We start from the raw sequence: 19725 nt of genomic DNA, 5'->3' as shown, positions 1-19725 counted from the left end.
ACGCGCCACGACGCCCGCCCGATCACGGTGACCGGACGGGCGTCGACGATGGTGGTGCGGGTCAGGAGACGACCGGGAGGTACACCTTGCCGCCCTGGTCGGCGAACTCGGCGGACTTCTCGGCCATGCCCGCCTCGATGGCCGCCACATCGGTGAGCCCCTGCCGCTGCGCGTACTCGCGCACATCGGCCGAGATGCGCATCGAGCAGAACTTCGGACCGCACATGGAGCAGAAGTGCGCGGTCTTGGCGGGTTCTGCGGGCATGGTCTCGTCGTGGTACTCGCGGGCGGTGTCGGGATCCAGCGAGAGCGCGAACTGGTCGTGCCAGCGGAATTCGAAACGGGCCTTGGACAATTCGTTGTCGCGGTCCTGGGCGTGCGGGTGGCCCTTGGCGAGGTCGGCGGCGTGGGCGGCGATCTTGTAGGTGATCACGCCGACCTTGACGTCGTCGCGGTTGGGCAGGCCCAGGTGCTCCTTGGGGGTGACGTAACAGAGCATCGCGGTGCCGGCCTGGGCGATGATCGCGGCGCCGATGGCCGAGGTGATGTGGTCATAGGCGGGCGCGATATCGGTGGCCAGCGGGCCGAGGGTGTAGAACGGCGCCTCCTCGCACAGCTCTTCCTCCAGCCGCACGTTCTCGACGATCTTGTGCATCGGCACGTGGCCGGGGCCTTCGATCATCACCTGCACGCCATAGGATTTCGCGATCTTGGTGAGTTCGCCGAGGGTGCGCAGTTCGGCGAACTGAGCTTCGTCGTTGGCGTCGGCGATGGAGCCGGGGCGCAGGCCGTCACCGAGGGAGAAGGTGACGTCGTAGCGCGCCAGGATCTCGCACAGTTCCCGGAAGTGCGTGTACAGGAACGATTCCTGGTGATGGGCCAGACACCAGGCGGCCATGATGGATCCACCGCGCGAGACGATGCCGGTGACGCGCCCGGCGGTGAGCGGGATGTAGCGCAACAGCACACCCGCGTGCACGGTCATGTAGTCGACGCCCTGCTCACACTGCTCGATCACGGTGTCGCGGTACATCTCCCAGGTGAGCTTGGTGGGATCACCGTTCACCTTCTCCAGCGCCTGATAGATCGGAACGGTGCCGATCGGGACGGGGGAGTTGCGCAGAATCCACTCGCGCGTCTCGTGGATGTTCTTGCCGGTGGACAGGTCCATGATGGTGTCGGCGCCCCAGCGCGCGGCCCACACCATCTTCTCCACCTCTTCGGCGATCGACGACGACACCGCCGAATTGCCGATATTGGCATTGATCTTGACCAGGAACTTCTTGCCGATGATGGTCGGCTCCAGCTCCGGGTGGTTGTGGTTGGCCGGGATCACCGCGCGACCGAGCGCTACCTCCTCGCGCACCAGTTCGGCCGAGACGCCCTCGCGGGCGGCGATGAACCGCATCTCGGGGGTGATGATGCCCTGGCGAGCCCAGGCGAGCTGGGTCGGTGGGCCGTCGACGGTGGGGCGGTCCCATTCGTCGCGCAGTTTCGGCAGCCCGGCTTCGAGGTCGATCACCGCGTTGTCGTCGGTGTACGGACCCGAGGTGTCGAACACATCGAAGTGATCGCCGTTGGTGAGGTTGATCCGGCGAACCGGGATGCGCAAGCCGTCTACCTGCTGGTAGTGCTTGACGCTGCCCTGGATCGGACCGGTGGTGACGGTGTCGACCGTCCTGTCAGAAGACGCGTTCGAACCCACGATATTTCCTCCCTACGCCGGCATTACCCGGTCAGGTTCAACGGTCGACGGCCCTGAGCGCCCGATATGGGCTAGCCGTCCTCTCAGCCCGCTGGTGCGAGCCCCCGTGTTTGTTGGAGCGCTGGCGCGCTCGAGGTCGCGGCCCCTGGTGTCCCGCCGATGGGAGGCCGTTGCTTGCTCCTTCGTCGCCTACGCATCGGCCTCCCATCGGCGGGACGGCCGCGACCGCCGACTTCGTCGGCGGCCCCTTCTCGAGGTCGGGGAGGGCGTGACGAGTGTGGAGTGTATTCGTTGCCTCGGGTGGCTGTTAGGCCGATGCGCTCTTTTCCAGGATTCCCGGGGTCGGTGCCGGTGTTTCCTCGGCTTCGTGCAGGCCGAATCGGTTGTGCAGTTTCACCAGGGGTTTCGGCGCCCACCAGTTCCAGACGCCCATCATGCGCATGAGGGCGGGGGCCAGCAGGCCACGGATGACGGTCGCGTCGCTGATCACCGCCAGCGCGCAGCCGAGGCCGAACAGTTTCATCATCGACACCCCGGAGCTGGCGACGCCGAGGAACACGATGCTCATCAGCAGCGCGGCGGCGGTAAAGATGCGCCCGGTGCGGGCCACGCCCATCGCGACGGCCTCGGTATTGCCCTCGGTGGTCTTCGGTCCGGCCAGCCATTCCTCGCGGATCCGCGACAGCAGGAAGACCTCGTAGTCCATGGACGCGCCGAAGGCCAGGCTGAACATGAGGATGGGCATGGCCAGGTTGAGGGTGCCGGTGGAGGTGAAGCCGAGCAGCCCGGACAGGTGGCCTTCCTGGAAGATCCACACCATCGCGCCGAACGTCGCCGCCAGCGACAGGATATTGAGGATCAAGGCCTTCACCGGCAGCACCACGCTGCCGGTGAACAGGAACAGCAGTACCAGTGTGGTGAGCGCGATCAGCGCGCCCGCCAGCGGCAGTTTGCCGGTGATGGCGTTGACCGAGTCCTGGTTCAGCGCGGCGGGGCCGGTGATCAGAGCCTTCGACGGCGCGGGAACGGCGCGCACGGTGTCGAGTTGGTCGCCGCCCGCGTCGGAGTAGGGGTCCAGCGAGGTGGCCACCGACAGGTAGGCGCCGTGCTGCGGGTCGGTCATCTCGGGCACGCCGGCGGCCACCCGCATCCCGTTGCGGTACACCGCCGCGCTGCTGAGCACGGCCGGTACATCGGCCACCTTGGACAGGTCGCGGGCGTAGGCATCGAGTTCGGCTGTGCTGCCCCGGAATTCGGGGAGGACGATGGTCGCGCTCGAGGCCATGTCGGCATCGAACTCGGTGCGCAGGATGTCGCCCACTTCGCGACTGGCGACGCCGGTGGGCAGCGATCGGTCGTCGGGGTAGCCGAACTGGACGCCGAGGAACGGCGAGCCGAGCAGCAGCAGGAACGCGGTGGTGGCCAGCGCGATCGACAACGGGCGCTTCATCACCCAGACGACGAGGCCGTACCAGAAGGTCTCACGCGGTTGCTTGTCCGCCCTCGGGGCCAGCCGGAACAGTCGGCGGACGGGGGCGCGCAGGTCGCCTGCGTCGATGCGGTCGCCGACCAGGATGAGCAGGGCGGGCAGCACGATCACGGCGGCGGCGGCCGCGGCGGCGACCACGGCGATACCCGCGTAGGCGAACGACTTGAAGAAGTACTGCGGGAAGACCAGCAGTGCCGACAGCGAGAGCGCGACGACCAGCGCCGAGTACACGACCGTACGACCGGCGGTCTGGATCGCGCGGATCACCGCCGCGGCCGGGGTAGCGCCGTTCGTGAGCTCCTCGCGATAGCGGCTCACGATGAACAGGCTGTAGTCGATCGCCAACGCCAGGCCGAGCGCCGTGGTCATGTTGAGTGCGAAGATCGACACGTCGGTGAGCGAGGTCAGCACGCGCAGAATGCCCAGGGACGCCGCGATGGCGAACAGCCCGAGCGCGATGGGCAGCGCGGCGGCCATGAGACTGCCGAACACCAGCGCCAGCAGCAGGCCGGTGATCGGGATCGCGATCGCCTCGGCGATGATCAGATCCTTGCTGATCTGGGTGTTGATATCGGCGAACGAGGCGGCGAGCCCACCGGCCCTGACGGTGACCGGACCGCTCTCCACCTGGAGTTCCTCGCTCAACTGGGCGGCCCGAACGGGCAATTCGGCGTCGTCGCCTTCGATGCTGGCCAGGATGAGCGCGTGCGTGCGGTCCTTGCTGAGCATCGCCTGCTTGAGGTCGGGGCGCGCGGTCCAGTACGACTGGACGCCGCTGACGATGTCGGGATGCGATCCGAGGACGGCGAGCGCGCGGTCGGCGGCGGCCCGCGCGGCGGGGGAATCGGCGACGCCCTCGGCGGTGACCGTCAGGACGTAGTTGGGCTCACTGCCGGGGAAGTGTTCGCTCAGGTACTGGCTGGCCTGCACCGAATCGAGATCTTCGGTGACGAATCCACCGGATTTCATGTGCGAGTGCACGGTGGCGCCGATCGCGCCGCACAACACCATCAGCACCAGTGTGACCGCGACCACCCATCGTGGTCGGGCAACGGCGGTGCGGGCGATTCTCGTCAACATCGTCGGTGCCCTCTGCTCGGAAACGTTCGAACCGTCACCGTATCCCGCGCCGAATTCTTTCCGATACCGCCTCGGGGTGGAGGTGGGTCCAGTACCATCTCCGCCCCTGGGTGGACGCGGAGACGGGCCCATAACCGCTAGCGGCGCCTCACGTGTCGCGTGCGGGCAGGATTGCGCCACCGACCTCGCCGAGGCCGATTCGCCTGCCCTCGGTGCCCGGCGCGGTGGCGGTGATCGTCACCTCGTCGCCGTCGGCCAGGAAGGTGCGGGTCTGATCGTTCACCATGACGGGTTGTGTTCCACCCCAGGATAATTCGATGAACGAGCCGCGTTGGGACGGTCCGGGGCCCGAGATCGTGCCGGAGGCGTAGAGGTCGCCGGGCCGGATCGAGGCGCCGTTGGCGGTGAGGTGGGCCAGCATCTGGGCGGGTGACCAGTACATGCGCGCGTAGGGCGGGTGCGCGACGACGTCACCGTTCCAGGAGACGGCCAGGTCGATATCGAGGCCGAAGTCCTCGGTGCCGCGCAGGTACGGGAGAGGTTGGGGGTGCTGGGTCGGCAGCGGCACCCGGGCCCGCGTCAGCGCGGCCAGCGGGGTGATCCAGGCCGAGAGGGACGTGGTGAACGATTTACCCAGGAACGGGCCGAGCGGCTGGTACTCCCAGGCTTGGATATCGCGGGCCGACCAGTCGTTGACCAAGGCGACGCCGAAGACATGCTCGGTGAACGCGTCGACGGTGACCGGCACGCCGAGCGGGGAGCCGCAACCGACGACGAAGCCGAGTTCGGCCTCGATGTCCAGCCGCTGCGATGGACCGAAATCAGGTGTGCCGGAGGCTGTTCGCCGTTGTCCGCGCGGCCGGATAACCGGGGTGTCCGACACGACGACGGTGCCCGCCCGGCCGTGGTAGCCCACGGGCAGGTGCCGCCAATTCGGCAGCAGCGGTGCGCTGTCCGGGCGCAAGAGCCGGCCGAGATTGGTGGCGTGGTCGATGCTGGCGTAGAAATCGACGTAATCGCCGATCCGCACCGGCAGCGCCATCCGCACCGTGGCGACGGGATACACGGCATCGGTCGGCAGCGCTGTATCGGCGAGTGCGCGCAACCGCTCGCGGACTTCACGCCAGCGTTCGTGACCCTGCGCGAGAAAACCGTTCAGCTCGGGGCGCGCGAAGACCGGATCGCCCAGTAGCGCGGCCACATCGAGCACCATGTCGCCCAGTCGGCAACCGACCCGGAAGTCGCCGTCGGGGGGTGCGAAAACGCCGTAGGGCATATTCTCCGGCCCGAACAGCGAGTCGGCCGGTATCTCGACCCGCGAAACCCCCGTGCCGGTCATCGGCTGCCCGCCGCGTTCGCTCATGCGAGCCCCGGTCCACGACCGGACCAGGTCCACGCGTAGGCGGGATCTTCGCAGGCCAGCGCCCCTTCGCCGAGTTGCAGCGGTCGGAAGGTATCCACCATCACCGCCAGTTCGTCGAAGTACTCCACCCCGATGCTGCGTTCGTAAGCGCCGGGTTGTGGGCCGTGCGCGTAACCGCCCGGATGCACCGAGACCGAACCGTGGGCGATCCCGGAACCCTTGCGCGCCTCGTAGTTTCCGCCGCAATAGAACATGATCTCGTCGGAATCCACATTCGAGTGGTAGTACGGCACCGGAATCGACAGCGGGTGATAGTCGACCTTGCGCGGTACGAAATTGCAGATGACGAAATTAGTGGCCTCGAAGGCCTGATGCGCCGGCGGCGGCTGATGAACGCGGCCGGTGATCGGTTCGAAATCGGCGATATTGAACGTGTACGGATACAGGCAACCGTCCCAGCCGACCACATCGAACGGATGCGTCGCGTAGACCATCCTGGTGCCGATCACCTCGTTTCCCGCCCGATGTTTGACCAGTACCTCCACCTCGGTGTCCTCGACGAGCGGGATTTCGAGCGGCCCGTGCAGATCTCGCTCGCAGTACGGCGAATTCTCCAGTAGCTGACCGAATTTCGAGAGATAGCGTTTGGGCGGGGTGATATGGCTCGATGCCTCGATCACATACGCGCGCAACGGTGCATCGCCGGTCGGCAACCAGCGATGCGTTGTCGCCCGTGGCATGAGTACCTGATCGCCCTGCCGGACCGGCACCACCCCGAACACGCTCTCCACCACGGCCGCACCGGATTCCACATAGACCAGTTCGTCGCCGATGGCATTGCGGTACAGCGGGGACGCGCCCTTGGCGACCACATACGAGATCCGCACATCGGCATTGGCCAGCAGCAACCTGCGTCCGGTCACCGGGTCGGTCGTCGTCGCGGTATCGCCGGGAAACAGCAGCGGTAGCCGCAGATGCCGATGGCGCAGCGGATGGTTCGGTGTCAATGTCTGGTCGGGCAGATTCCAGACCGCCGAGTCGACGATCGCGGGCGGCAGCGCGCGGTGATACAGCAGTGAGGAGTCCCGGCGAACCCCTCCTCGCCCATCAGCTCTTCGTAATAGAGGTTGCCGCGCTCATCCCGATGCTGGGTATGCCGCTTCGGCGGCACCGCGCCTACCTGACGATAGAACGACACGAAACGCACCTCCCGCTACGTTGCAGGCTGGAACTTCCGCCTCCAACGTATCCGAGAACGCGCGCGGTGCCGTCAGAATTCGGCGATCACCGGCGCGTGGTCGCTGGCGCCCTTGCCCTTGCGCTCCTCACGGTCCACCGAGGCGTCCTTGATCTGGTCGGCGAGAGTGGGCGAGGCGAGGATGAAGTCGATGCGCATGCCCTCTTTACGGGGGAAACGCAGCTGGGTGTAGTCCCAGTAGGTGTAGACGCCGGGACCGGGGGCGAACGGGCGCAGCACGTCGCGGAAACCGAGATCGAGCATCGACTGAAACGCCTCGCGTTCGGGCGCGGAGGTGTGGGTCTTGCCGACGAACAGTTCCGGCGCCCACACGTCGTCGTCGGTGGGGGCGATATTCCAGTCGCCGACCAGTGCGATCTTCGCGTCCGGGTCCTCGGTCAGCCAGCCGGCCGCCTGCGCGCGCAGGGTCGAGAGCCAGTTCAGTTTGTAGGTGTAGTGCGGGTCGGCGAGCGCGCGCCCGTTGGGGACGTAGAGGCTCCACACCCGCACCCCGCCGCAGGTCGCGCCGATCGCGCGCGCCTCGACCACCGGCGATTCGATCAGCGAATCGCCCGCGTCCTTGTCGAAGCCCGGCTGATCGGGGAACGCGAGTTCCACCTCGGTGAGCCCGACCCGGGAAACGATCGCGACGCCGTTCCACTGATTGAGGCCCACGTGCGCCACCTCGTATCCCGCGGCCTCGAACTGCTCGAACGGGAACTGATCGTCACGGCACTTGGTCTCCTGTAGGGCCAGCACATCGATATCGTGGCGGTCCAGAAAGGCGACCGCCCGATCGACGCGGGAGCGGATCGAGTTGACGTTCCAGGTGGCGAGACGCACGAGCGCGCTGGTCCTCTCGGGAGCTGTGTTACTGGCTTTGGGGGGCGGCGTAGCGGTAGGCGTGGTGTTCGATGAAGCCGAGTTCGCGGTAGAGGGCGATGGCGCCGGAGTTGCCCACCGCCACCTGGACGTACGCGTGGGTCGCGCCCTGTTCGGCACCCCACCGGATCAGTTCGGCGCACAGCAGCGCGCCGAGTCCGTTACGGCGGTGCGCGGCCGCCACGGCCACGCAGGTGAGCCCGATCCAGCGTCGGCCGTCCGAGGCGGTGGTCACCGCGCCCCGGCCGATGGAAAGGGGCTCGGGCAGGCCGAGCGAGGCGAAGCCGAGCACACCGTCAAGCACCGAGGTGAGCACTGCCCGGTCCGGTTCGCGCACTGCCGGGTCGACGGGTATCTCGCCGCGGTAGCGGTGTGTCCGCAGCCAGCCCTGCTCCGGTTCGTCGGCGATGCGTACCATCGACGGTCCTTGCGGCAGCACGAAATTCGCGATGTCGAGACCGAGTACCACGGTCTCGTTCCAGGTGTTCCAGGTCGGCGGGACGGGGGCGAGCCGGTCGGGCAGTTGCAGCAGCAGCGGCAGCTCCTGACTGGTGTACCAGTCCGCGATCTTGCGCATGGTGTCGATCGACAACACCGCGGGCATACCCGACTCACCCAGCGGCACAGCCGAATTCGCGCGCCCGGTGTAGCCGTTGCCCGCTCGCGCCAGCCAGCCGTCGATCCACAGATGCGCGCTGCCCGGCCAGGCCATGGCCGCCGCGGTCTCCAGTGAACGGATCTCCTTGGTCCGAATGGGCCTGGGCCCCAGCGCTTTCAACGCGACAACGCGATCAGCGGCCACCGAGACCAGCTCGCCCTCCGCGGTCCGCACCGACGGCGGCGTCATCGAGACCAGTTCGCCGATCACATCGGTGAGCGGCTGGGGATAACCCGCAGGCAGCTGATATCGCATCACCACCCGGCGACCCAGGGGGATCATTGTTCTCGGCCGCCTCGATCTGGACCGACCGGAGGGTGCGACGAGAACCGCGGCGCAGGCCGCCATCTCTCAGTCATGACCGAAGGGATCGGGAACGGTGCCCGGGATCCAGCTCAGACCTGGTGTGCCCCAGCCGTTTCGCTTGATCGCCTTCTTGGCGGCGCGGGCATTGCGGCCGATCAGCACGTCGACGTAGAGGAAGCCGTCGAGGTGGCCCACCTCGTGCTGGAGCATGCGCGCGAAGAAGCCGGTGCCCTCCAGTTCCACGGGCTCGCCGTCCGCGTCGGTCCCGGTGACCTTGGCCCAGTCCGCGCGACCGGTCGGGAACTGCTCGCCGGGGACCGACAGGCAGCCTTCCTCGTCGTCATCGGGGTCGGGCATGGTCTCGGGGATCTCCGAGGTCTCCAGCACCGGGTTCACCACCACGCCCTTGCGGCGCAGAGGGTTGCCGGTGGCGTCGAAGTCCGGGCAGTCGTAGACGAAGAGCCGCTTGCCGACGCCGACCTGATTGGCGGCCAGGCCGACACCCTTGGACTCGGCGAGAGTGTCGTACATATCCGCGATGAGCTCGGCCAGCTCCGCGGGGGTCTCCGTCACCTTCGCGGTGGGGTTGTGGAGAACGGGGTCACCGACGATCACGATCGGGAGAATTGCCATGCTCGCCATTATCGCCGCTGGCGTGGGCGGGCGATCGGCGGACCCCTGTGGGCCGCGCCACCCTACTGGCCTTCAGTCAACACACCGTGACATGGGTCGAGGGATCGGGCCGAGCCGTGGTTGAATGACGGCGGTATCTACCCATCTCGTGATACTCGGCGAGGGAGCAAGATGGACGGCGCAGCAGCTCAGCACATCGCGGCGGGCGAACAGGATTCGGCCGCCGACGAGAGCGCCGGTCTGAGTCGTCGCGAACTCGACATCCTGGACTTCGAGCGCAAATGGTGGAAATACGCCGGCGCCAAGGAAGACGCGATCCGTGAACTGTTCGCCATGTCGGCCACCAGGTACTACCAGGTCCTCAACGCCATCGTCGACTCCGACGCGGCGCTGGCCGCCGATCCGATGCTGGTCAAGCGGCTGCGCCGACTACGAGCGAGCAGGCAGAAGTCGCGTGCCGCCCGCAAACTCGGTTTCCAGGTCTGACATGACGGCCACACACTCTCGTTTGGGTCTAGGGTTGGGCGGGTGAGCAACCCGAACCCGACTCCCGGCGGCCCGCCGTTGCGCGCGCTGGCGATGGTGTTGATCGCGCTGGCCATTGTCTTCGCAGGTCTGGGTGCGATGTCGCTGTCGAACTCCGACGCCGTGGCCGCCGACGCGGAACCGGAGACCACCACCTCCAGCGCGGTCGCGCAGGCGCCCGCCACCACACCCGCGCCGAAGACCACCAGCGTGGCCGCCGCCCCGACCACAACCACCACCACGACGTCGGTGGCGCCTACGACCTCCGCCACGACACCCGCGACGGGCGGCACGGATCAGACTGTCTCGGTGCGGGTGCTGAACAACAGCCTGGTGGTCGGCCTGGCCGCGCGCACCGCGAGCGAACTGACCACCGCGGGCTGGACCAACGTGAGCACCGGCAACTACAACGGCGAGAACCTGACCACCACCACCGTGTACTACGGCGGCGGCGCGCGCGACAAGGCCGCCGCCACCGAGATCGCCGAGCAGGTCGGCGGAACGGTCGTGCCCAAGTCGGGCGACACCTCGCCGGGTGTCGTTGTCGTGCTGACCGGTCGCTGAACCAGGCGCGGCACGCGGTGCCGTAGGTCGTGTCGCCGCTGTGGCATCATCTTGAGCGGTATAGCCCCAGTCCGATAAGGAGTCCCCTGATGGCCACGTCGACAACTCGTCGCCCGTCCTGGCGCATTGTGACCCCGGTGCTCGCGGTCGCCGCGTTCGGGCTCGTTGCCTGCACCAACAGCCAGGAGTCGAGTGACGTCAAGGGCACCACGCCGCCGGTGTGGACCAGCTCACCCGCACCCGCGGGCGAAAGCGGCGGCCACGGTGGCGGTCACGCCGCGTCGTCGCAGTCCGCGGCCCCCGGCCACGGCGACGACCACGGTGGCGTGGCGGGCGGTCTGAAGACCTCGCTCAAGAACGGCGCGGGCGCCGAGGTGGGCACCGCGACCGTCGTCCAGGAGGGTAACCACCTGGTCGTCACCGTCGAGGCGCGCGGTCTGACGCCGGGCTTCCACGGGCTGCACTTCCACCAGAACGGCACCTGCGAGGGCGACTTCGCCTCGGCCGGTGGACATCTGCAGGTCGGCGGTGCCACCGCGCACCCGGCCAGCGGTGACCTCACCTCGCTGCAGGTCAACGCCGACGGCACCGCGAAGCTGGTCACCCGGACCGACACGGTCACCCTCGACAACGTCAAGGGCAAGGCGCTGATCATCCACGCCGGTGCCGACAACTTCGGCAACATCCCGTCGCGCTACACGCGTGAGGGTGGCACCGGACCGGACGAGACCACGCTGAACACCGGCGACGCGGGCGCCCGGGTGGCGTGCGGCGTCGTCGGTTAGCGAGACACATCCCATGGCCGGGGCATTCCAGCCGGTTCCGTTTCCTGGTTCGCCCCGGCCGACCATCGGCATCGAGTGGGAGATCGCGCTCGTCGACAAGGTGACGCGCGACCTGTCCAATACCGCCTCCGCGGTCTTCGACGCCGTCGGTGATCTGCGCGCCCACGACGGCACCCAGCAGGTCACCAAGGAGTTGCTGCGCAACACGGTCGAACTGGTTACCGGCGTGCACGACACGGTCGGTGGCGCGGTCGAGGATCTGCACGGCACCATGAACGCGGTGCGGCGCGCGGCCGATCCGCTCGGGGTCGACCTGTTCTGCGCGGGCACCCACCCGTTCGCGGCGTGGTCGGCCCAACAGCTCACGCGCTCACCGCATTACGACGAACTGATCGAACGCACCCAGTGGTGGGGCCGTCAGATGCTCATCTGGGGTGTCCACGTGCACGTGGGAGTGTCGCACCGGGACAAGGTCTTTCCGATCCTGAACTCGCTGCTGCTGTCGTATCCGCATCTGCTCGCGCTGTCGGCGTCCTCGCCGATGTGGTCCGGCGACGACACCGGCTACGCCAGCAACCGGGCGCTGATGTTCCAGCAGTTGCCGACCGCGGGCCTGCCGTTCCAGTTCGAGAACTGGCGCCAGTTCGAGGGTTTCGCGCACGATCAGATGAAAACCGGTGTGTTCGAACAACTCGGCGGCATGCACTGGGACATCCGGCCCGCGCCCAAGTGGGGCACCATCGAGGTACGCGTGTGCGACGGGCTGTCCAGCCGCGCCGAACTGGCCTCGGTGGCCGCGCTGATCCACTGCCTGATCGTCGACCTGGATCAGCGGCTCGAGAACGGCGAGGAACTGCCGACGTTGCCGCCATGGCATGTGCAAGAGAACAAATGGCGCGCCGCGCGCTACGGGCTCGACGCGATCGTGATCGTCGACGACGCCAGCAATGAGCGATTGGTCACCGACGATCTGATGGATCTGCTCACCCGGCTCGAGCCGACCGCGAAGCGCCTCGGCTGTGCCGACGAGTTGGCCGCGGTGGCGGATATTCCCCGGCACGGTGCCTCCTACCAGCGACAACGCCGTGTCGCCGCGCAGACACAGGGCGATATGGTGGCGGTCGTCGACGCGCTGGTACGCGAGCTGGATCAGTAGCGTTCAGCTACCCAGGGATATGGCGTTAACCCGCCGTTTACGATGGCTGGATGCTTGTCGAATATCCGCGCGCCGTTGCGGGGGGTGCAGACCTCGGTACGCGTCTGCGTGAACCGCGCGTACTCGCCGTCGTCGGGGTGGGCGCAGTGCTCGCGCTGCTGGTGGGATTACAGATCGTCGCCTCGGTCAGTGGCTTCGATGGACCGCTCGCCAGCCTGGCTCGTGACTTCGTCGGTACGCCCAAATCGATGTCGGTGCCATGGGCGGGGTTGATCCTCGCGCTCGTCGGGATCTCCACGCGCCGCCGCGTGTTGGCGCTGGCCGCCGCGATCGGGATCGATGCGGTCTGGGTGGCGCTGCGACTCATCGACGGCAAGCCGTTCACCGTCGGCAACGGGCCGACGATCGTGCTGGCCGCGCTGGCCGTCGTCGCGGCAGTGCGGTGGCGGGGGCGCGAGCGCGCCGACGCGCTGAAGGCAGTCGCGCTCGGCGCGCTGCTGGTGCTGGCCACCAAGGTCGGTGACGTGTGGTTGCACCTGACTTCGGCGATGCGACCCACGGTGTTCGACGAATACGCGCTCCTCGCCGATCACGCGCTCGGTGACCCGTCGTGGGTCGTCGGGCGGGTGCTGGATGTGCTCGGGCCCGAGGTGTACGCGGTGCTGCACTGGGTCTACATCGAGCTGCCGGTGGCCGCGATCGCGGTGGCGGTGTGGCAGTTGCGCAAGGTGGTCACCACCGGGCAGTGGCCGAGCCACTATCTGGTGCGCACCTTCCTGGTGCTCGGTCTGGTCGGGCCGCTGTTCTATGTGCTGTTCCCGATCGTCGGGCCGATGTTCGCGTTCGGCGCCGACGGGCACGGTTTCCAGGTGGGCAATTTCTGGCCCGCCGCGATGCCACCGCTGGGCTCGAACCCGGCCGCGCTGACCTTCGACGAGTTCACCCCGCGCAACTGCATGCCCTCGATGCATACCGCGTGGGCGCTGTCGCTGTTCATCCACACCCGCCGCGATGTCGACGGGTCCCGAGCCCCGGTCTGGATGCGCTGGGGCGGGGCGTTCTGGCTGGCCGCCACGGTCACCGCGACACTGGGATTCGGCTATCACTACGGCGTGGATCTGGTGGCGGGCGCGGTGCTGTGCCTGACCGTCGAATCGGCGCTGCGCGCGCCCGAGCGGGGTTGGGGCGGTTTCCGGATCGGGCTGGTCGGCTTCGGGGCGGCGGTGTTCGCGGGGCTGCTGCTGTCCTACCGGTATCTGGCGGTGCCGATGTCGGAGTATCCGGTGGTCGCGGGTGCGATCGTCATCGGGCTGCTGGCCGGGGTCGCTATCGCCTTCCACAACACCTGGTTCGCCACCGCGCCCGCACCGGCCATCGAGCGAATCGCGACGCCCGCTATCTAGAAGAGGCCATCGCGGTGGCGTTGTTCGCGGTAGGCGGTGCGGCCGATGAGATGGGCGATGACCGGCGCGGTGATGACCGTGAACAGACCGGTGAGCAGGAGCATCCAGACGTTGACGTCGTCGCGGATGTCGATACCCGCGCCGACGAGGACCAGGATGAGGCCGACCACCTGTGGTTTCGTGGCCGCGTGCATGCGGGTGAGGGTGTCGGGGAAGCGCACGATGCCGATCGACGCCGTGAACGCGAGCGCGCAGCCGGTCAGGATCAGGACCGCCGAAACCCATTCCCACACGCTCATCGGTCATCCCGCACCCGGAAGCGGGTCACCGCGGCGGAGCCGAGGAAACCGACCAGCGCGAGCGCCACGATCGCGGGGATCACGGTGGTGTCGCCGCTGTAGGCAGCCCAGACCGCGAGCCCGGACGCGGCGATGGCCATCAGCGAATCGATCCCGACGACCCGGTCGAGGGTGCTCGGCCCGGCGAGGACGCGGTAGCTGGTGATCACCGCGGCGGCCGTGAGCAGGACAGCGGCGATGACGGCGACGACGGTCATGGTTGCACCTCCGGTGGGGTTTCGACGCGGCGGCGCTCGCTCGGTCGTTCGAAGGCCATGATCATCAGATGTTCCAGACGCCGGGTGATGCGGTAGAACTTCACGACCGCCTCGTCGCTGCCCACATCGAGGACGTGGACATAGACCACACAGCGCGCGCGATCGAGTTCGAGGACCATGGTGCCGGGAATCAGGTTGAGCAGGTCGGTGCATATCACCAGCACGAGATCGGACTGGATGCCCAGATTCACGCGGAGCACGCCCGAGACCGGCGGTCCGCTGGGCCGGATCGCGAACCAGGCCACCTGAAAGCTCGATTCGAGCGCGTAATAGCCGGCCACAACGATCAATTCGAGAAACGACAGCGGATGGAAGCGCCCGGCCACGGGGACCAGGGGCAGAGGCAACGCGAACACCACGACCAGTGCGACGACGACGCCCGCGAAGGTGTTGGCCAGGCTCAGATCGCCCCAGAGCGCGATCCAGACGGCGGTGAGCCAGATCAGCACGCCGATGCGAAGGGCGTTGTCGCGGTTGATCAGTCGGCTCATCGCAGCACCGGGCCCAGGACCGAGTCGATGTAGACCGACGGGTCGTGCAGGTCGTCGGCGGCGCGTTCGGCGATGCCGAGAACCGGCCCGGCGAACACCGTGAGCGCGAGTCCCGCGCAGACGAGCCCGATGGTGGCCAGCGTCATCAGGACCGGCATACGGCCGGGATCGGTGCGATCCTCGTAGTGCACATCGGTCGAATCCTCCACCAGCGTGGGCAGATTCGCGGCGGTGAGATGGCCCTCCGGCGCGTCTTCGCGTGGTCGCCAGAACGCTTTGCTCCACACCCGGGCTACCGCGTACAGCGTGAGCAGGCTGGTGATCACCGAACCCGCGACCAGCACCCACGCCAATACACTGCCGTCGGCGGCACCCGCCTCCAGCAGCGCGACCTTGCCGATGAACCCGGAAAACGGCGGGATACCACCGAGATTCAGGGCCGGGACCAGGAACAGCACGCCCAGCAGCGGACTGGCGCTCGCCAGTCCGCCGATCCGGCGCAGCGACACCGACCCGGCCTGGCGTTCGATCAGTCCGACAGCGAGGAACAGCGCGGTCTGCACCAGGATGTGGTGGGCGATATAGAACACCGCGCCGGTGAGTCCCGCGGTGGTGGCGAGCCCGATCCCGAACACCATGTAGCCGATATGGCTGATCAGGGTGAACGAGAGCAGACGCCGGATATCGGTCTGCGCGATAGCGCCGAGGACGCCGACGAGCATCGTCGCCAGTCCGCATACCAGCAGGATGTCATCGAACGCGCCGTCGGGAAACCAGAGCGTGTGGGTGCGGATGATCGCGTACACACCGACTTTGGTGAGCAGACCCGCGAACACCGCGGTGACCGGCGCGGGCGCGGTCGGGTAGGAGTCGGGCAGCCAGCTCGACAGCGGGAACACCGCCGCCTTGATCCCGAACGCGATGAGCAGCACCGCGTAGCAGGCGGTGCGCACGCCACTGGGTGTCGCTTCCAGGCGCACGGCCAGTTGGGCGAGATTGAGGGTGCCGGTCGCCGCGTAGGTGAGGCCGATGCCGATCAGGAAGATCAGCGACGACACCATCGACACCATCACATAGGCGATGCCGGTGCGGATCCGCTCCTCGGTGGCGCCCACGGTGAGCAGCACGAACGAGGCGACGAGCAGGACCTCGAAGCCGACGAACAGGTTGAACAGGTCACCGGCCAGGAACGCGGTCGACACACCCGCGGTCAGGATCAGGTAGGTGGGCCGGTAGATCGAGGTCGGCTGGTGCTCGTCGCCGTCGGAGATGTTCTGTCCCGCACCGTAGATCGACACCAAGAGCAGGACGAAGGCCGAGACCAGCAGCATGGCGGCGCTGAGCCGGTCGACCACCAACGTGATGCCGATCGGGGTGGGCCAGCCGCCCACCTGCACGGCGGTGGTGCCGTCGCGGTCGGCGAGATACAGCAGCAACCCGCTGATCACCAGCACCGCCGACAGGGCCGTGAGCGTGATGATCGCCTGGAGTCGGGGGCGGCGGCCGAACACCAGCGTCGCCGCGGCGGCGAGCAGCGGAACCAGCACAGGCAGTGCGGCGATGGCGGGCAACAGCTCCGGGGACAGGGTCACTTCTCGGGATCCTCCCGTTCGCGGCGGGCGGCGACCTGGGCGTCTTCGGGGTCGTTGGTCACGTCTTCGGTGGTGGTCAGCATGTAGGCGCGATATGCCAGCGCCAGCACGAAAGCCGCCAGGCCCATGGTGATCACGATCGCGGTGAGCACCATGGCCTGTGCGAGCGGATCGGCCATGCCGTCGGGGGAGGTGTCGGAGCTGCCGAGGATCGGTGGTTTCCCGTCCTCGCCGCCCATCGTGAGAATGAGCAGGTTCACCGCGTTGCCGAGCAGGATCATCCCCAGCAGCATCTTCGAGACCACCCGCTCCAGCAGCAGGTAGACACCGCACGCGGTGAGTACACCGATGGTGATCAGCAGAACTAGGTTGGCGCTCACGGGATCTCCTTGTCCAGGCGGGCGCCGAGGCTGCGCAGGACATCGAGCACCAGCCCGACGATCACCAGGTAGACGCCGAGGTCGAAGAACATGGCGGTGACCAGTTTGATCTGCCCGAGCAGCGGCAGCGTCACCTCGATGATCGCCGAGGACAGGGGCGGCGCGCCGAGCAGCAGCGACGCGGTCGCGGTGCCCGCGGCGAGGGTGAGTCCGGCGCCGAGCAGGTGCCCGGCGTCCACCGGGAGCGCTTCGCCCAGTTCGTATCGGCCACCCGCCAGATACCGCAGGGTCAGGGCAAGCCCGGCGACCAGGCCACCCGCGAAGCCGCCGCCGGGCGCGTTGTGGCCGGCGAAGAAGAAATACACCGACAGCACCATGATGGTGGGGAACACCAGCCGGGTGGTGATCTGCAGGACCATCGAGCGATCGCGGCGATCCAGCAGACGGGCGGCGGGCAGCCAGCTCACCGCGTCGGGGTCGTAGTTCGGGGAATCGGCGGCGCGGGGTGCGCTGCCGAAGCGGCGGCTGCGAAAGACCAGTGACGCGACGCCGGTCGCGGCGACGACGAGCACCGAGATCTCACCGAGGGTGTCCCAGGCGCGGATATCGACCAGCAGGACATTGACCGCGTTCTTGCCGCCGCCGATCCGATAGGCCGCGTCGGGGATGGCCTGCCAGATCGGGTTGGCGTGCTTGGCGGCGATGGCGAACGCGGCGAGTACGGGGACGGTGATGCCGACGCCGATGGCCAGCAGCGCGCGCCGGAATTTGAACGCCGTGCCCTGACTCTCGGCGATCTCGGCCGGGAACGCGCGCAACACGAGCACGAACACGACCAAAGTCAGTGTCTCGACGAGAAATTGGGTCAGTGCGAGATCGGGGGCGCCGTGCAGCGCGAAGATCACGCCGCACCCGTAGCCCGTCACCCCGACGACGAGCACGCTGGCCAACCTGTTGCGCAAGACGGTGGCGGCCAGCGCCATCGCGATCAGGATCGCACCGATCGCCGCCTGCAACGGTGAATCCCACAGTCGCAGGCGCACTCCGGTCCTGGTACCGACCGCGAGCAGGACCGTCGGCAACACGATGAGCGTGCCGAGGATGGTGGCCTGGCTGGCGGGCAGCGAACCGGACTGCACAGTTGCGGTGATGCGCAACGACAGTCGATCCATCGCGCGCAGGGCCGCGTCGTAGCCGCGATCGGCGTTGCCCAGGCGCGGGTGCGCGGGTTCACCGATCCGGCCGCGGATCAGGAACAGCGCGATACCGGCCGCGACGATGACCACCGTCAGCGCGAGCGGTCCGGTGAAGCTGTGCCACAGGGCGAGATGGGCGTCGAGTACGCCGGGCAACGACCCGGCATAGGGGCTCAACCATCGGTCGACCGACTGGGTGTCGAAACCGCCCGCCAGCCCGGCCACCGCGAGCACCGCGGGCGGGCCGAGCAGCAGCGGGCCCGGTGCGTGCCAGGTGAGCGCGTGCCCGGGATTCGCGGTGCCGCCGAAAGCGCCCCAGACGAATCGGATGCTGTAGGCCACGGTGAACGCCGAACCGACGGTGACCCCGGCCAGCAGGGCCAACCGCACCGGTGAGCTCAGCACCTCGGCCGACCACAGCGCGCCGAGCGCCGACTCCTTGCCGACGAAACCGAGCAGCGGCGGCAGCCCGGCCATGCTGAGCGCCGCGAGCACCGCGGTCGCGCACAGCACCGGCACCCGCCGCCCGAGCCCGGACAGTTCGCGCAGATCCCTTGTCCCCGCGCCGTGGTCGATGATGCCGACCACCATGAACAGGCACGCCTTGAACAGCGCGTGCGCCACCAGCAGGGTGAGCCCGGCCAGCGCCGCGTCGGGCGTGCCGACGCCCATCATCGTGATCATCAAGCCGAGCTGGCTGACGGTGCCGAACGCCAGCACCAGCTTCAGATCGTGCACCTGGATCGCTCGCCACCCGGCCAGCAGCATCGTGGCGATGCCGAGCGGCAGCAGCATCAGATGCCATGGCGGGGTCTGCGCGAGCGCGGGCGCGAGCCGGGCAACCAGGTAGATACCGGCTTTCACCATCGCGGCGGCGTGCAGATAGGCGCTCACCGGTGTCGGCGCGGCCATCGCGCCGGGCAACCAGAAGTGCAGCGGCACGATCGCCGATTTGCTGATCGCCCCGATCAGCACCAGCCCGACCGCGACCGAGACGGCGCTGCCGGCCGGTACCGAGCTCGCCGCGAGCAGATCCGAGAGCAGGAAACTGTCGTAGCGCAGCCCGAGGATGACGATCCCGACCAGCATCGCCAGCCCGCCCGCGCCGGTCACCAGCAGCGCCTGGATCGCGGCCCTCCGACTGACCGAACGTTCGGCGTAGTGGCCGACGAGCAGGAACGACAGCACGGTCGTGATTTCCCAGAACACATAGAGCAGCAGCATGTTATCGCTGGTGACGAGCCCGAACATGGCCCCGGCGAACCCGGTCAGCTCGGCCGCGAACACCCCGAGCCTGGCCTCGTCGCGCTCGAAGTACCGCCCGCAGTACGCCAGGATCAGCGCGCCGATGCCGAGCACCAGCGTGCACATCACCGCGGTGAGGGCATCGAAACGCAGGTCGATGTTCATCGAGATCTGTGGCGCCCACTGCATCCGCGTGGTCACGGTGGTTCCCCAGTGCGCGATCACCCAGCCGAGGCTGCCGAGCGGTACCAGGGCGAGCAGGTAGAAAGCGTTGCGGCCGAGCACTCGTACACACAGCGGGGCCAGCAGGGCGGCCAGTGCGTGAACGAGCAGTACGGCTAGCAACTCCCCCTCCGTCGGGTAGGTAGCGGTCGAGTAGCGCGCCCCGATCCTACGGGCGCGGACGCGATGTGCGGCGG

17 protein-coding genes and 1 pseudogene are annotated in these 19725 nt (G+C 67.9%); 5 read left to right on the top strand and 13 right to left on the bottom strand.

Annotated features, from left to right (window positions below):
- Nucleotides 1-61: 61 nt before the first annotated feature.
- The 7 genes and pseudogenes from thiC to NA12_RS14675 all read right to left on the bottom strand — a co-directional run bounded on the left by thiC (nucleotide 62) and on the right by NA12_RS14675 (nucleotide 9353).
- A complete protein-coding gene (thiC, locus tag NA12_RS14705) occupies nucleotides 62-1705 on the bottom strand; it encodes a phosphomethylpyrimidine synthase ThiC (RefSeq protein WP_067450200.1) in 1644 nt (547 codons plus the stop codon).
- 307 nt (nucleotides 1706-2012) lie between these two features.
- The gene (locus NA12_RS14700) at nucleotides 2013-4274 is read right to left on the bottom strand and encodes an MMPL family transporter (RefSeq protein ID WP_067450197.1); all 2262 of its coding nucleotides are present in this window, start codon (nucleotides 4272-4274) and stop codon (nucleotides 2013-2015) included.
- Nucleotides 4275-4422: 148 nt separating this feature from the next.
- Nucleotides 4423-5637 carry a fumarylacetoacetase gene (gene fahA, locus NA12_RS14695; protein ID WP_243654760.1) on the bottom strand — a complete coding sequence of 405 codons (1215 nt, stop codon included), beginning with the start codon at nucleotides 5635-5637 and terminating at the stop codon, nucleotides 4423-4425.
- Nucleotides 5634-6835: pseudogene (locus NA12_RS14690) on the bottom strand (homogentisate 1,2-dioxygenase). Before NA12_RS14690 ends, fahA begins: the two are co-directional and overlap by 4 nt.
- Nucleotides 6836-6907: 72 nt before the next feature.
- Nucleotides 6908-7717 (bottom strand): exodeoxyribonuclease III, encoded by an 810-nt coding sequence (locus NA12_RS14685; protein WP_067450194.1) that lies wholly within the window; start codon nucleotides 7715-7717, stop codon nucleotides 6908-6910.
- 28 nt (nucleotides 7718-7745) lie between these two features.
- The gene (locus NA12_RS14680) at nucleotides 7746-8696 is read right to left on the bottom strand and encodes an N-acetylglutamate synthase, CG3035 family (protein WP_067450191.1); all 951 of its coding nucleotides are present in this window, start codon (nucleotides 8694-8696) and stop codon (nucleotides 7746-7748) included.
- A 69-nt stretch (nucleotides 8697-8765) separates the two neighbouring features.
- Complete coding sequence (locus tag NA12_RS14675; RefSeq protein WP_067450495.1) at nucleotides 8766-9353, bottom strand: peptide deformylase; 588 nt, start codon at nucleotides 9351-9353, stop codon at nucleotides 8766-8768.
- A 171-nt stretch (nucleotides 9354-9524) separates the two neighbouring features.
- Between NA12_RS14675 and napA the strand changes: the two genes are divergently transcribed.
- The 5 genes from napA to NA12_RS14650 all read left to right on the top strand — a co-directional run bounded on the left by napA (nucleotide 9525) and on the right by NA12_RS14650 (nucleotide 13786).
- Nucleotides 9525-9839 (top strand): nucleoid-associated protein NapA, encoded by a 315-nt coding sequence (gene napA / locus NA12_RS14670; protein WP_067450188.1) that lies wholly within the window; start codon nucleotides 9525-9527, stop codon nucleotides 9837-9839.
- Between the two features lie 42 nt (nucleotides 9840-9881).
- Complete coding sequence (locus tag NA12_RS14665) at nucleotides 9882-10442, top strand: LytR C-terminal domain-containing protein (protein ID WP_067450185.1); 561 nt, start codon at nucleotides 9882-9884, stop codon at nucleotides 10440-10442.
- A gap of 89 nt (nucleotides 10443-10531) precedes the next feature.
- The gene (gene sodC / locus NA12_RS14660) at nucleotides 10532-11227 is read left to right on the top strand and encodes a superoxide dismutase[Cu-Zn] (RefSeq protein ID WP_067450182.1); all 696 of its coding nucleotides are present in this window, start codon (nucleotides 10532-10534) and stop codon (nucleotides 11225-11227) included.
- A 13-nt stretch (nucleotides 11228-11240) separates the two neighbouring features.
- Nucleotides 11241-12383 carry a glutamate--cysteine ligase gene (locus tag NA12_RS14655; protein ID WP_067450179.1) on the top strand — a complete coding sequence of 381 codons (1143 nt, stop codon included), beginning with the start codon at nucleotides 11241-11243 and terminating at the stop codon, nucleotides 12381-12383.
- 50 nt (nucleotides 12384-12433) lie between these two features.
- Entirely contained in the window at nucleotides 12434-13786 is a 1353-nt protein-coding gene (locus NA12_RS14650; RefSeq protein ID WP_084472767.1) for a phosphatase PAP2 family protein, read from the top strand.
- On the opposite strand, the gene mnhG is transcribed toward NA12_RS14650, so the two are convergent.
- Genes mnhG through NA12_RS14620 form a run of 6 tightly spaced genes read right to left on the bottom strand, consistent with a single transcriptional unit; the run spans nucleotide 13783 to nucleotide 19651 of the window.
- Nucleotides 13783-14085, bottom strand: coding sequence for a monovalent cation/H(+) antiporter subunit G (gene mnhG / locus NA12_RS14645; RefSeq protein WP_067450176.1), 303 nt, complete (start codon nucleotides 14083-14085; stop codon nucleotides 13783-13785). The two genes, NA12_RS14650 and mnhG, sit on opposite strands and share 4 nt — an antisense overlap.
- Nucleotides 14082-14342, bottom strand: coding sequence for a monovalent cation/H+ antiporter complex subunit F (locus tag NA12_RS14640; protein ID WP_067450173.1), 261 nt, complete (start codon nucleotides 14340-14342; stop codon nucleotides 14082-14084). The genes mnhG and NA12_RS14640 overlap by 4 nt, the downstream gene beginning before the upstream one ends.
- Nucleotides 14339-14893, bottom strand: coding sequence for a Na+/H+ antiporter subunit E (locus NA12_RS14635; RefSeq protein WP_067450170.1), 555 nt, complete (start codon nucleotides 14891-14893; stop codon nucleotides 14339-14341). Before NA12_RS14635 ends, NA12_RS14640 begins: the two co-directional genes overlap by 4 nt.
- Nucleotides 14890-16485 (bottom strand): Na+/H+ antiporter subunit D, encoded by a 1596-nt coding sequence (locus NA12_RS14630; protein WP_067450167.1) that lies wholly within the window; start codon nucleotides 16483-16485, stop codon nucleotides 14890-14892. The genes NA12_RS14635 and NA12_RS14630 overlap by 4 nt, the downstream gene beginning before the upstream one ends.
- The gene (locus NA12_RS14625) at nucleotides 16482-16865 is read right to left on the bottom strand and encodes a Na(+)/H(+) antiporter subunit C (protein WP_067450164.1); all 384 of its coding nucleotides are present in this window, start codon (nucleotides 16863-16865) and stop codon (nucleotides 16482-16484) included. Before NA12_RS14625 ends, NA12_RS14630 begins: the two co-directional genes overlap by 4 nt.
- Nucleotides 16862-19651 (bottom strand): Na+/H+ antiporter subunit A, encoded by a 2790-nt coding sequence (locus NA12_RS14620; protein ID WP_067450161.1) that lies wholly within the window; start codon nucleotides 19649-19651, stop codon nucleotides 16862-16864. Before NA12_RS14620 ends, NA12_RS14625 begins: the two co-directional genes overlap by 4 nt.
- Nucleotides 19652-19725 lie beyond the last annotated feature (74 nt).

Source organism: Nocardia alba NBRC 108234 (assembly GCF_001612665.1).
Lineage (GTDB): Bacteria > Actinomycetota > Actinomycetes > Mycobacteriales > Mycobacteriaceae > Nocardia > Nocardia alba.
The sequence above is the reverse complement of the archived record's forward strand: the minus strand, read 5'-3'. Positions and strand labels throughout refer to the sequence as shown.

Excerpts from the sequence above, each read along its gene's own strand:
- NA12_RS14700 (WP_067450197.1), bottom strand. The coding sequence starts at position 4,274 with ATGTTGACGAGAATCGCCCGCACCGCCGTTGCCCGACCACGATGGGTG.
- fahA (WP_243654760.1), bottom strand. The coding sequence starts at position 5,637 with ATGAGCGAACGCGGCGGGCAGCCGATGACCGGCACGGGGGTTTCGCGG.
- NA12_RS14680 (WP_067450191.1), bottom strand. The coding sequence starts at position 8,696 with ATGATCCCCCTGGGTCGCCGGGTGGTGATGCGATATCAGCTGCCTGCG.
- NA12_RS14675 (WP_067450495.1), bottom strand. The coding sequence starts at position 9,353 with ATGGCAATTCTCCCGATCGTGATCGTCGGTGACCCCGTTCTCCACAAC.
- napA (WP_067450188.1), top strand. The coding sequence starts at position 9,525 with ATGGACGGCGCAGCAGCTCAGCACATCGCGGCGGGCGAACAGGATTCG.
- sodC (WP_067450182.1), top strand. The coding sequence starts at position 10,532 with ATGGCCACGTCGACAACTCGTCGCCCGTCCTGGCGCATTGTGACCCCG.
- NA12_RS14655 (WP_067450179.1), top strand. The coding sequence starts at position 11,241 with ATGGCCGGGGCATTCCAGCCGGTTCCGTTTCCTGGTTCGCCCCGGCCG.
- NA12_RS14650 (WP_084472767.1), top strand. The coding sequence starts at position 12,434 with ATGCTTGTCGAATATCCGCGCGCCGTTGCGGGGGGTGCAGACCTCGGT.
- mnhG (WP_067450176.1), bottom strand. The coding sequence starts at position 14,085 with ATGAGCGTGTGGGAATGGGTTTCGGCGGTCCTGATCCTGACCGGCTGC.
- NA12_RS14640 (WP_067450173.1), bottom strand. The coding sequence starts at position 14,342 with ATGACCGTCGTCGCCGTCATCGCCGCTGTCCTGCTCACGGCCGCCGCG.
- NA12_RS14635 (WP_067450170.1), bottom strand. The coding sequence starts at position 14,893 with ATGAGCCGACTGATCAACCGCGACAACGCCCTTCGCATCGGCGTGCTG.